Here is a 12,200-nt window from a genome sequence, read left to right on the forward strand (position 1 = left end):
TGCAAAAACAACATCTTAGTAACGGTTTATAACTGCAATAATTTCGCTTATTTCCTCAAAAGTTAGCACAGGACTTATCGGCAAACTGAGTACTTCATGAGCTAATTTTTCAGTAATTGGAAGTGAAAGATGACGGAATTCTGACAAGGCTTTTTGATGGTGTACCGGAACAGGATAATGTATGACTGTTTCAATGCCATTCTGCTGCAAATAGTTGTGAAAACCAGCCCTATCCGCTGTGCGAACGACAAACAAATGATACACATGTGGCGGTAAGTTTCCCATTTCGTCTACTCCTTCGGGAAGTATTATTTTAGGATTTTTAATTTCTGCTAAGTAGCGTTTGGCAATTGCACGGCGACTTGCATTGCTTTTATCCAAATAAGGCAATTTCACATTTAAAAAGGCAGCTTGTACCTCATCTAATCGAGAATTTATACCCGCTAAATCATGAATGTATTTGGTATGAGAGCCATAATTGCGTAGTGCTTTAATACAATCTGCTAGTTCAGCATCCGTAGTAACAACTGCTCCTCCATCGCCTAATGCGCCTAAATTTTTACCGGGATAAAAGCTGTAGGCAGCAACAGTAGTATTTTTATTGAATTGCATCTCTGGGGCAGATAATACGCCATGGGATTGAGCTGCATCTTCAATGACTAACAAATTATTAGCTTTTGCGATGGCACGAATTTTATCCATATCAGCTAATCGACCATACAAATGAACAACCAAAATCGCTTTGGCGGAAGCCGAAATTTTATTTTGCAAATCGATAGGATCTATTGTGAAAGTTTGAATATTTGGCTCTACTAAAATTGGTACTAAACCAGCTTGCTTTATGGCCAATACACTCGCAATGTACGTATGCGCAGGAACCAAAACGGAATCGCCTTTTTTCAATTTACCCAAAGCAATGTAAGCTTCAAAAATGAGTACTAATGCGTCAAATCCATTTCCGACGCCTACGCAAAAAGGGACACTACAATAGACGGCAAATTTAGTCTCAAATTCCTGAACTTGATTTCCCAAAACGTACCAACCACTATCTAAAACAGTCGCTAAATTTTCTTGAAAAGCCAAATGATAAGGCTCATTTATTTTTTTTAAGTCTAAAAATTTAATCATGATCAGCATTTTTAGAGACTGTAAAATAATCCATCAAAAGTTCATGCGACAATGTTTCGCATTCATAAAAATCATGCACAATGGCGCTTGCTCCAAAACTCTCCTTCCAGTAACTTAAACCTTCATTTAAATGCAAACCATTTGACTCGGTTGAAATACCAAAGTCAAAAAAACGTTTTTCTGCGTAAACTTCTGTTAGTAAATAATGGTACAAAAAATCTAAACTGCCTAAATTCATTCCCTTTTCATATTTCGAAATATATTGGCAATGCGCAGCGGTTTCTGTTTCAAAAATTGTTGTTCCTGCCACAATCACTCCTTCGTAATAAACATTAAACTGACGAATAGCTTGAGGAAAACAACTTTTTAAATAGTGTATTTCGTTTAGAGTGTGCACTGGCTCAACTTGGTGTCTTTGTTCAAGGTTTGGCACTAGTATTTCGTTCCAAAAAGCAGTAAAATCTTGCTCCTCTTTAACCACTAATTGATGTTGTTTGGCACGTAGCAAACCTCTCTTACGTATTTTAGATAATGCAAAGCCAGCAGAACAGTCAATCACAGCCAAAACATCTCTCCTTATAAGCGTAGCTTTGGTCAAAAACAGTGCGTATTGCAATTCCTCAGCTGGTTTTTTATGATAGATTGAAGGCAGGGTTTTTATCTGTAAAGTGCTAACTCCTTCAGATTCCAGATGTTTCAAAATAGCGGCAAATGCAGCGATTACTGATGTTAATTTACAAGAATCTTTATAAACCAAACCTCCATAAGTTAAACCTTGATGCGAAAAAACAGTGGTTTCATTTCGGTTGGCCGGCAAAAGAGCTACTAATAGATCTGATTGATAAACCATAAGAGAACAATCAGAAAACCGCTCTTTATGGTATTCCATAAAATTTCGGTGAAATAAAAAGGTAGCATTTTTTGCTCCCGAAACAAATTCGTTCCAGATCTCAAAATCAGTTTGTTGATATGCTTTTACCGTGTAGTTTTTCACCCTAAATTTTTCTTGACTGTGAAAGTAGTTAATTTTTACTGATTTTCGAAAGCAGGTAAATACCATTTGAACTTTACTGCCATCAATCGCAAAGAAATAATTATTGACGAACTCAATAGATACAGCACATCATTTTCTAAATTCATCGTTCTCAAAACGAAAAAAAGAACACCTCCCACAATACAAAGGGTAGCATAAATTTCTCGTCGAAAAATCACTGGAATTTCATTGCACAAAATATCTCGAATTACGCCACCAAAACAGGCAGTCATAGTTCCTAACGCGACGCAAATTACAGGATGCAAACCTATTTCAAGACCTTTTTCGAGACCTATCAAAGTAAAAACACCAAGCCCGATGGTATCAAATAAAAAAAGAGATTTTCGTAATTTATCTAGTTTTTTTCGAAAAATGATAGCCAAAACAAATCCGATGAAAATCACGTAAACATATTTTAAATCGAGCATCCATCCTACTGGAGTTCTCCCAATTAACACATCGCGTAAAGTCCCGCCGCCAACTGCCGTAACGAATGCAATGATAAAAACTCCAAACGGATCAAGCTTTTTACTCATTGCCGTTAAAGCGCCTGACATGGCAAAGGCCATTGTACCAATAATGTCTAGAAAATGAAACATAGTTGTAAAGGATTTGGACAAAAATACAGAAAACACCGCTAATTGATCCTATTAACACCATCAATTAATCCGTAATTAAGAAACAAATAAATGCCATATTTTCCTAAAAACTGCCAATTCTCTCTGTATCTTTGTACTTGCAAATTTAATCGTGAAAAAGCCTTGAAACACATTACTTCTATTCAAAATCCGTACATTAAAACGCTCGTGCAATTGCAAGAAAAAGCAAAAACGCGCAAACAAACTGGCACTTTTTTAATGGAAGGAAAGCGCGAAATTAGCATTGCTGTAAAAGGCGGTTACGAATTGATTACGGTATTATTTGTCCCTGAAATTTGCGCCGAATCTGAAATCGTTGCTTTCTATGGAGATGCCGAATTGATTTCGATTACTAAAGAAGTGTATCAGAAATTAGCTTACCGCGATACTACCGAAGGTATTTTGGCTGTAGCCAAAACCAAGTCCATGCAATTAAAGGATTTGAAATTATCTAAAAACCCATTGATTCTGGTAGCCGAAGCTCCTGAAAAGCCAGGAAACATTGGTGCTTTACTACGCACCGCAGATGCCGCTAATTTAGATGCTGTCTTGATTGCCAATCCAAAAAGCGATTTGTACAATCCAAATATCGTTCGTTCAAGTGTAGGCTGCTTATTCACCAATCAAATTGCAACAGGAACTACAACAGAAATTATTGCATATTTAAAAGAGCATAACATCAATTTTTATTGTGCCACTTTACAAAATTCAACCGCATACCATACCCAAGATTACACATCCGCAACAGCTTTGGTGGTAGGTACAGAAGCAACTGGACTTACCCAGGAATGGCGCGAAGCTGCAACGCAAAATATTATTATACCCATGCAAGGCGAAATCGATTCAATGAACGTATCAGTTGCAGCGGCAATTTTAATTTTTGAAGCCAAAAGACAAAGAGGATTTTAAATTGCTAGCCATAAACCTAATATCAAAGAAGAAATCTCTCAGCAAATAACCCAATCACAAGCAACAAAATGAATCTAGAAGAAAGAATTTCACAAGCTGAAACAAGAATTTTTAAAACCGTTTTCCCAAGCACAACAAACCATTACGATACTTTATTTGGAGGGACGGCCATGTTGATGATGGATGAAGTAGCATTTATAGCCGCTACCCGATTTACCAGAAAAAGATGTGTTACAGTTTCGTCTGACAGAATCGATTTTAAAAAACCTATTCCTGCTGGTACGATTGTGGAACTTGTTGGGAAAGTATCTAAAATAGGTAATACTAGTTTAGATGTGAAAGTGGATATTTACATTGAGCAAATGTATAGCAACCACAGAGAAAAAGCCATATCTGGTAATTTTACTTTTGTTGCATTAGATGAAAACAAAAAACCGATTCGTATTCTCGACAATAATGACACTATTTAACTATTTATCTAGTTTTAAAACCTAAAATCTTCTTGCTTTTTTGATTAGTTATTGCTATTTTTAGAAAATGAACCATGACGTTATGATAGAAATTGATATCGAGAGAGAAAATAAAGCGATTGCGCAAGAATACAAAGAACTTTTACGCATTAGTTATCAAACTTTGACCGATGATGACAAAAAACTCATTCGAAAAGCTTTTGATGTATCTGTAGAGGCACACAAAGACCAACGTAGAAAATCTGGCGAAGCCTACATCTTCCACCCTATTGCCGTAGCAAAAATTGTTGCTTCTGAAATTGGTCTAGGCGCCACCTCAATTGCAGCTGCATTATTGCATGATGTTGTTGAGGACACACCTACTACCGTGCAAGATATTGAGCGTTTGTTCAATCCAAAAGTAGCGCAATTGGTTGAAGGATTGACCAAAATATCCTTGGTTCAAAAGGACCTAAATGCCTCTATGCAAGCCGAAAATTTCAGAAAAATGATCTTGACACTCAATGATGATGTTCGAGTGATTTTGATCAAATTGGCAGACCGTTTGCACAATATGCAAACAATGGATTCCATGCAAGAGGACAAACAAACTAAAATTGCATCTGAAACCTTATACATATACGCCCCATTAGCGCATCGTTTAGGGTTATACAATATTAAAACCAAACTAGAAGATTTAGGTTTAAAATACACTGAACCCGCTATTTACAATGAAATAGTGAGTAAAATTAAAGAAACTAAGGAGCAGCAAGACGCCTACATTGCTGATATCTCGGAAGTTTTAAAAGGATCTTTAGACAAAGAAGGAGTTGAATATATGATCAAGGGCCGACCAAAATCAATTTATTCTATCCGCAGAAAAATGAAGGCCCAAAACGTAACCTTTGACGAGGTTTACGATAAATTTGCTTTACGAATTGTGTACAAAGCCAATCCAAACGAGGAGAAATTTGTCGCTTGGAAAATTTACTCTATCGTTACGGATCATTATCGACCAAGTCCTAGTCGTTTGCGCGATTGGATTTCTTCACCAAAAACTACGGGTTATGAAGCCTTGCACATCACTGTCATGGGACCAAAAGGACGTTGGGTTGAAGTACAAGTGCGTAGTGAACGTATGGATGAGATTGCTGAAAAAGGTTATGCTGCTCATTACAAATATAAAAATGGTGCTACTGAAGAAAGTGGTTTAGATGTCTGGTTAAACCTTCTACGCGAAGCCTTAGAAAATTCAGAAACTAACGCTGTTGATTTTGTAGAAGATTTTAAAATGAATTTGTATTCAAAAGAAATCTTTGTGTTTACCCCAAAAGGTGAAATCAAATCACTCCCAAAAGGAGCAACATCATTGGATTTCGCATTTGGGATTCACTCTGAAATTGGTATTCGCACCCGCGGAACTCGTGTAAATGGCAAATTAGTTCCTTTAAACTTTGAGTTAAAAAGCGGCGATCAGGTAGAAGTAATCACTTCGCAACATCAAAAACCAACTATCAACTGGTTAGATTATGTAACAACATCGCGCGCCAAAACAAAAATTAAAAACGTTCTCAACGAGAATACCAAAAAGATTGGCGAGGAAGGAAAAGAATTGCTTACCAGAAAATTAAAGCACTTAAAAATCACGATGAGCGAACAAGTGGTTAATGAGTTGGTTAATTTTTTCAAACTAAAAACTAGTTTAGACTTGTTTTATCGCGTAGGTATTGGATCCATCGAAAACCAACAACTTAAGGATTATGCTTCGCAAAAAAGCAATTCAATTATCAACTTTTTCAAAAATAAAATCAAACGATCTGGCAGCAGTACCACATCAGACGAAGACATTCATAAACCTGTTATTAGCAGTAATTATGATATGTTGGTTTTTGGAAAAGAACACGATAAACTTGACTATAAACTTTCGCCTTGTTGCAACCCAATTCCGGGTGATGATGTTTTTGGTTTTGTTACCATAAATGAAGGTATCAAAGTGCATAAAAAAGATTGCCCGAACGCCATTGGGATGCAATCTAACTACGCTTACCGCATCATGTCGGCTAAATGGATTGACTCGTCTCAAGAAGAATTCAAAGCCATCATTAACATAACAGGAATGGATGTTCTGGGCTTGACCAATCAATTGACTAAAGTTATCTCCAATAACATGCACGTGAACATTCAAAGTATTGCGCTTAGCACCGATGCCGGAATTTTTGAAGGACAAGTGGCTGTAATTGTACAAAACAATACCATTTTGAAAAAATTAATTAGCAACATCAAAAAAATAGATGGTGTTGATAAAGTAACCCGAGAATACAAAACATAGCATCTAGAAAGTCTTTCTACATTCAATTAAAAAAATCTAGAAAAGCAGAAAATTAAAAACTAAACAAACGGGAAGTTTTAAACTTTGAACTAAAAAAATTATCTTTGCGCGCATATGACACTCATTTCCACAGACAATACTAAAAACCAAGAAATTGTAAAAAATGTTTTTACAATGTACCTTGAAAAAAAAGGACACCGCAAGACTCCCGAGCGCTACGCGATCCTTCAAGAGATTTATGATAGCGAAGAACATTTTGATGTAGAAAATTTGTACATCAAGATGAAAAACAAAAACTATCGTGTCAGCAGAGCGACCTTATACAATACCATAGAATTACTTTTGGATTGTGCTTTGGTGCGCAAACATCAATTTGGACAAAATCAAGCACACTACGAAAAATCATATTTTGATAAGCAGCACGATCATATTATTATGACTGATACAGGCGAAGTAATTGAGTTTTGTGATCCAAGAATTCAGAGCATCAAAAAAACGATTGAAGATATTTTTGATATCGAAATAACTAATCACTCGCTTTACTTATACGGCAATAAAAGGCAAGCGCCAGTTTTGAACGAGGAAGATCGTACAGAAATTTAAAAAAACTAACTACAAATAACATTTAGAATGACAGTTGATTTATTACTAGGATTACAATGGGGAGATGAAGGAAAAGGAAAAATTGTGGATGTCTTAACTTCAAAATATGACATTATTGCACGTTTTCAAGGTGGTCCAAATGCAGGACACACATTAGAATTTGACGGCATCAAACACGTCCTAAGAACTATTCCCTCAGGTATTTTTCATAAAACTGCCGTAAATATCATTGGAAACGGAGTGGTAATTGATCCTGTTGTTTTTCAAAAAGAAATTGAAGGTCTTGAAAAGTTTAATATTGACATCAAAAAGAAATTAATCATTTCGCGTAAAGCACACTTAATTTTACCAACACACCGCTTGCTTGATGCTGCCTCTGAGGCATCAAAAGGAAAAGCAAAAATTGGTTCTACATTAAAGGGTATTGGACCAACTTACATGGACAAAACAGGTAGAAACGGTTTGCGTGTAGGTGACATTGAATTGGAAGACTTTGCTGACCGTTACAGAGCTTTGGCTGACAAGCACGAAGAAATGATTCAGTTTTACGATGTAGCTATTCAATACAATTTAGCCGAAATGGAAGCTGAGTTTTTTGAAGCTATCCAAGAACTTAAAAAATTAGATTTTATTGATAGCGAAGAGTACTTGCACCAAGCTCAAAAAGCAGGAAAATCAATTTTATGCGAAGGCGCTCAAGGTTCCTTGCTTGATGTTGATTTTGGTACTTATCCGTTTGTAACATCATCAAACACCACTGCTGCTGGAGCTTGTACAGGTTTAGGTATTGCACCAAACAAAATCAAAGAGGTTTACGGAATTTTCAAAGCTTACGTAACTCGTGTGGGTAGCGGACCGTTCCCTACAGAACTTTTTGATGAAGATGGAGCTACAATGGCAAGAGTAGGAAACGAATTCGGATCAGTTACTGGGCGTCAAAGACGTTGTGGATGGTTGGATTTAGTAGCTCTTAAATATGCTGTTCAAGTAAACGGTGTTACGCAATTAATGATGATGAAAGGTGATGTTTTATCTGGTTTCGAAACTTTAAAAGTGTGTACTTCTTACAATTATAAAGGTGAAAACATTGCGCATTTCCCATACAACATTGAGCCAGAAAATGTAACTCCTGTGTATCAAGAATTCAAAGGTTGGAAACAAGATTTAACAGGTATGACTACTTATGATGAACTACCAGTTGAATTAAAAGAATACATTGATTTTATTGAAAAAGAAATCGAAGTGCCAATCAAAATTGTTTCTGTTGGACCAGATAGAAAACAGACAATTTTAAAATAAAAATACAACAAGCGCTCTGAAATTCAGGGCGTTTTTTTTTACCTTAGCACGACTACAGTATTTTGCAACAGTCTATTTATGAGAGCTATTTCCTTTTTACAAAAATCAAGATGTTTGGTTATTCTCTTTTTGGGAATACTCTCCTCTTGCAATCAAGCGGAGGAAAAGACAGCAAATAACAATACGGATGAATATTCAACTCAAGGCAGTCGCATTCTCAAAAACAAGCAAGCCATACAACTTATTGGCACCAACTCGTTTCAGGTTTTTAGCGCAAATGACCAAACAATGAAAAGTTGGAACATGGATATTGCAAGAGAATTTATAGGGAACGTTTTAGAGCAACCGCTTACAGGCATACCAATCAAAGACAGTAATAATTCGTTCTTGCACTCGTTACAAAGCGTGGTAGACGGCAACCGCAAGAACAACCGAATTACCATTTTGTGCGGTTTTGGTTGGAATGGAAAAACGGAAACGGAATTCACAGGCAAAAGCCCGACGCAAACTTTTTGGTGGGAAGCTTACAAAGAAAAATTAAAGGAATGGGCGCTTCACTTTAAAGATCAACCAGATGTATGGTTAGAAGTATGGAATGAACCCTATAGATTTGACAGAGCCGATGGTTATACCGATATCGTTTGGAAAAATGACATGAATACTTTAGTGCGCATTATTCGGAGTACGGGAAACAATTCAATTGTAATTGTGCCTTGTGCAGAGCAAGGACAAGATGAAAGTGTATTACTCCAAAAAGGTGCCGTATTTTTAGAAAAGAATCCCAAAATAATTTTCGATATTCATGCCTATGAAAAATGGTTATTGGATAGTGACGCCTCCATCAGCAATAGATTAGATCAACTAAAAAAACAAAAATTACCAATCATTTTTGGCGAAACGGCCCCAATGAATGCTGGAATTTTAATGAATCCAACTTATTTTCTAAACAGCATTTACCAAAGAGGATTTTCGGTCTGTGCTTGGGTTTGGAAATATGACAGTTCAGATCAAGATGCCCTACTAACTGCCGAAGGCCTGCCTAACGATAAAAACAATAATAATTGGGGAACTACTTTTAAAAACCTTGCCGCACTACCGCGCACTCCCTAAAGCTTAAACTAAAAATGAAAAACCCTGCTATAAAAATCCAAAAAACAGAAATACTATCTGATAATTGGTATGTTTTAAATAAAGTAACTTTCGACTTTCAAAAAAAAGACAATTCTTGGATTACACAAAAAAGAGAAGTCTATGACAGAGGCAACGGTGCAGCGATTTTGTTGTACAATGCGGAACAGAAAACAGTCATTTTAACGCGTCAGTTCAGACTACCCACGTATTTAAACGGAAATGCATCAGGAATGAGCATTGAAGTTTGTGCCGGATTATTAGACCAAGACCAACCGGAGCAATGTATCATTCGAGAAACGGAAGAAGAAACCGGCTATCGATTATCAAACGTAACAAAAATCATGGAATCGTATATGTCTCCTGGTGCCGTTACTGAAATTTTATACCTATTTACCGGTGCTTACAACGCCTCAATGAAAGTTAGCGAAGGCGGCGGTGTAGCGCATGAAGAGGAAAATATCGAAGTTTTAGAAATGCCTTTTGACCAAGCTTATGCGATGATTGCAACAGGCGAAATTAAAGATGCTAAAACAATTATGTTATTGCAATACGCCAAAATTCACCAGCTTGTATAATGAATAACAAAACAAAAGGAGTTGTATTTGCACTTTTAGCCACTTTGCTTTGGTCTGTCAATATGGTTATTGCAAGCAGTATCAAAGGGCACATTCCGCCAATTGGACTGGCTTTTTGGCGGTGGTGTGTTGCTTGTTTAGCCTTTGCACCGTTTGCCTTCAAAAGTACAGTTGCTCAATTTTCAATCGTCAAAAAAAACTGGTTGTATCTTTTTTGCACTGCCATTTTGGGCATAACCATCTTTAATACATTAATCTATTTTGCAGGAAAAACAACGAGTGCCATTAATTTGTCTTTAATTGCCATTTCAATCCCGCTCTTCATCATTTTTTTGTCCCGAATATTTTTAAAAGAACGCATTTCAACTCTCAAATTGGTTGGCATTGCCACTATTATTTGTGGTGTTTTAGTATTAATTTCAAAAGGATCTTGGCAAGCCTTGCGCTCGATCAGTTTTAGTTTTGGTGATATTCTGATGCTAATTGCGTGTTTCTTTTTTGCCTCATATACACTTTTAGTACGCAAAAAACCGACAGAAATAGATTCAAAAGTTTTTCTTTTTTCGGTTTTTGTAATGGGTACAGTAGCTTTATTTCCGTTTTACCTTTACGAGCATTGGTACATCACAACCGTACAATTTGATACTAAAACAATATTGGTATTATTGTACGTTGGCATTTTTGCTTCCTTAGTTTCCTTTTATTTATGGAACGAAGCCATAGCACTTATTGGCACTGCCAAAACAGCACTGATTTATTATCTTATTCCTGTTTTTAGCGGGCTCATCGCCTATCTTATTACTGATCAACCCATTTTACAGTCGCAACTAATAAGCATGTTAATTATTATAACGGGTTTGTTACTAACGAATAAGAATTCCAACTAAACCGTTTCTTTTTTCTTCAGATTAGGTAAAAACAAAGCAATTATTCCAATTAGTGGTAAAAAAGCACAAAGTTCGTACACATACGTAATACTGCTATGATCAGCAAGATTTCCCAATAGTGCCGATCCTAAACCACCCATACCAAATGCAAAACCATAGAAAAGACCTGAAACCATGCCTAGTTTTTTTGGCAAAAGCTCTTGAGCATAAACCAAAATAGCTGGAAAAGCAGAAGAAATAATAATACCAATCACCACTGATAAAATTCCGGTCCAAAACAAATCAACAAATGGCAATAGTAAGGTAAAAGGAGCTGCTCCTAATACGGAAAACCAAATCACATATTTTCTTCCAAACTTATCTCCCAATGGACCTCCAATTAAGGTTCCGAAAGCACAAGATGCTAAAAACAATACTAATTGAAATTGTGCTTCTTGTACAGATAACCCAAATTTTTCAATCAAGTAAAAAGTAAAATAACTAGACATACTAGCCATGTAAAAGAATTTTGAAAAAATCAAAACCAATAAGATAACAACCGAAATCACAATTGTTTTTTGAGATAACTGCGGCAAGTCAATCACTGCTTTTTTGGTTGCTCGTAAACTCAAATGATTTTGATACCAAAAGGCAATTCTACTCAACACCACCAACGCAATTAGTGCAACTCCTACAAACCAAACAATATGCCTTTGCGTATTGGGAACAACGATTAAGGCTACTAAAAACGGTCCAATTGCTGTGCCCGCGTTTCCTCCTAATTGAAAAATCGATTGTGCCAAACCGCGCTTGCCTCCCGAAGCCAAAAATGAAATTCGAGAAGCTTCAGGGTGAAAAATAGAAGAACCAATTCCCACTAAAACTACTGCTAAAATAATCATTGGAAAACTCGATGCGTAACCTAAAGCAATCATTCCAGAAAGTGAGAACAGCATCCCGAAAATTTGAGAGAAAGGTTTTGGCCTAGTATCCGTATATAAACCAACAAGTGGCTGTAAAATAGAAGCTGCCAATTGGTACGCCAATGTAATGAGTCCGATTTGGGTAAAAGTTAACTTATAATTTTCTTTCAAAATAGGATAAGCAGCCGGAATTACCGCCTGCAACAAATCGTTTAACAAGTGAGCAAAAGCAATGGAAAAAAGTATAGAATAGGCTGTTTTTTGTGCTGTATTGTTAGCGATTTTTTCTGGGCTTGTAGAATCAGTGGATTGCATTA

At 36.4% G+C, this 12,200-nt stretch carries 12 protein-coding genes; 8 read left to right on the forward strand and 4 right to left on the reverse strand.

Features of this window, described 5'->3' with window-relative positions; translation table 11 throughout:
* Positions 1–15 precede the first annotated feature (15 nt).
* The 3 genes from KBJ98_RS03600 to KBJ98_RS03610 are packed head-to-tail and all read right to left on the reverse strand — an operon-like array spanning position 16 to position 2,760.
* Entirely contained in the window at positions 16–1,128 is a 1,113-nt protein-coding gene (locus KBJ98_RS03600) for a DegT/DnrJ/EryC1/StrS family aminotransferase (protein WP_210788317.1), read from the reverse strand.
* A complete protein-coding gene (locus tag KBJ98_RS03605; protein ID WP_210788318.1) occupies positions 1,121–2,122 on the reverse strand; it encodes a GNAT family N-acetyltransferase in 1,002 nt (333 codons plus the stop codon). Before KBJ98_RS03605 ends, KBJ98_RS03600 begins: the two co-directional genes overlap by 8 nt.
* Before the next feature lie 35 nt (positions 2,123–2,157).
* Positions 2,158–2,760 carry a trimeric intracellular cation channel family protein gene (locus tag KBJ98_RS03610; protein WP_210788319.1) on the reverse strand — a complete coding sequence of 201 codons (603 nt, stop codon included), beginning with the start codon at positions 2,758–2,760 and terminating at the stop codon, positions 2,158–2,160.
* A gap of 162 nt (positions 2,761–2,922) precedes the next feature.
* Here KBJ98_RS03610 and KBJ98_RS03615 point away from each other — a divergent pair, with 162 nt between their 5' ends.
* The 8 genes from KBJ98_RS03615 (at position 2,923) to KBJ98_RS03650 (ending at position 10,981) form a co-directional block, all read left to right on the forward strand.
* Positions 2,923–3,708 (forward strand): TrmH family RNA methyltransferase, encoded by a 786-nt coding sequence (locus KBJ98_RS03615; RefSeq protein WP_210788320.1) that lies wholly within the window; start codon positions 2,923–2,925, stop codon positions 3,706–3,708.
* Positions 3,709–3,776: 68 nt separating this feature from the next.
* Positions 3,777–4,178: an acyl-CoA thioesterase gene (locus KBJ98_RS03620; protein WP_210788321.1), complete on the forward strand. Its 402-nt coding sequence runs from the start codon at positions 3,777–3,779 to the stop codon at positions 4,176–4,178.
* 82 nt (positions 4,179–4,260) lie between these two features.
* Complete coding sequence (locus tag KBJ98_RS03625) at positions 4,261–6,486, forward strand: RelA/SpoT family protein (protein WP_210788437.1); 2,226 nt, start codon at positions 4,261–4,263, stop codon at positions 6,484–6,486.
* A 114-nt stretch (positions 6,487–6,600) separates the two neighbouring features.
* Positions 6,601–7,089: a Fur family transcriptional regulator gene (locus tag KBJ98_RS03630; protein ID WP_166138460.1), complete on the forward strand. Its 489-nt coding sequence runs from the start codon at positions 6,601–6,603 to the stop codon at positions 7,087–7,089.
* Positions 7,090–7,116: 27 nt separating this feature from the next.
* Entirely contained in the window at positions 7,117–8,388 is a 1,272-nt protein-coding gene (locus KBJ98_RS03635) for an adenylosuccinate synthase (RefSeq protein WP_166138465.1), read from the forward strand.
* Between the two features lie 78 nt (positions 8,389–8,466).
* Entirely contained in the window at positions 8,467–9,498 is a 1,032-nt protein-coding gene (locus tag KBJ98_RS03640; RefSeq protein WP_210788322.1) for a cellulase family glycosylhydrolase, read from the forward strand.
* 14 nt (positions 9,499–9,512) lie between these two features.
* Positions 9,513–10,094, forward strand: a complete 582-nt coding sequence (gene nudK / locus KBJ98_RS03645; RefSeq protein WP_210788323.1) for a GDP-mannose pyrophosphatase NudK — start codon at positions 9,513–9,515, stop codon at positions 10,092–10,094.
* The gene (locus KBJ98_RS03650) at positions 10,094–10,981 is read left to right on the forward strand and encodes a DMT family transporter (RefSeq protein WP_210788324.1); all 888 of its coding nucleotides are present in this window, start codon (positions 10,094–10,096) and stop codon (positions 10,979–10,981) included. The genes nudK and KBJ98_RS03650 overlap by 1 nt, the downstream gene beginning before the upstream one ends.
* Here KBJ98_RS03650 and KBJ98_RS03655 read toward each other — a convergent pair.
* Positions 10,978–12,198 (reverse strand): MFS transporter, encoded by a 1,221-nt coding sequence (locus KBJ98_RS03655; protein ID WP_210788325.1) that lies wholly within the window; start codon positions 12,196–12,198, stop codon positions 10,978–10,980. The two genes, KBJ98_RS03650 and KBJ98_RS03655, sit on opposite strands and share 4 nt — an antisense overlap.
* Positions 12,199–12,200 lie beyond the last annotated feature (2 nt).

Origin of the sequence: Flavobacterium erciyesense (genome assembly GCF_018069925.1) — a bacterium.
GTDB lineage: Bacteria > Bacteroidota > Bacteroidia > Flavobacteriales > Flavobacteriaceae > Flavobacterium > Flavobacterium erciyesense.

Coding starts and splice junctions, on each gene's coding strand:
- KBJ98_RS03635 (WP_166138465.1), top strand. CDS start 7,117: ATGACAGTTGATTTATTACTAGGATTACAATGGGGAGATGAAGGAAAA.
- nudK (WP_210788323.1), top strand. CDS start 9,513: ATGAAAAACCCTGCTATAAAAATCCAAAAAACAGAAATACTATCTGAT.
- KBJ98_RS03600 (WP_210788317.1), bottom strand. CDS start 1,128: ATGATTAAATTTTTAGACTTAAAAAAAATAAATGAGCCTTATCATTTG.
- KBJ98_RS03655 (WP_210788325.1), bottom strand. CDS start 12,198: ATGCAATCCACTGATTCTACAAGCCCAGAAAAAATCGCTAACAATACA.
- KBJ98_RS03640 (WP_210788322.1), top strand. CDS start 8,467: ATGAGAGCTATTTCCTTTTTACAAAAATCAAGATGTTTGGTTATTCTC.
- KBJ98_RS03620 (WP_210788321.1), top strand. CDS start 3,777: ATGAATCTAGAAGAAAGAATTTCACAAGCTGAAACAAGAATTTTTAAA.
- KBJ98_RS03610 (WP_210788319.1), bottom strand. CDS start 2,760: ATGTTTCATTTTCTAGACATTATTGGTACAATGGCCTTTGCCATGTCA.
- KBJ98_RS03625 (WP_210788437.1), top strand. CDS start 4,261: ATGATAGAAATTGATATCGAGAGAGAAAATAAAGCGATTGCGCAAGAA.
- KBJ98_RS03650 (WP_210788324.1), top strand. CDS start 10,094: ATGAATAACAAAACAAAAGGAGTTGTATTTGCACTTTTAGCCACTTTG.
- KBJ98_RS03630 (WP_166138460.1), top strand. CDS start 6,601: ATGACACTCATTTCCACAGACAATACTAAAAACCAAGAAATTGTAAAA.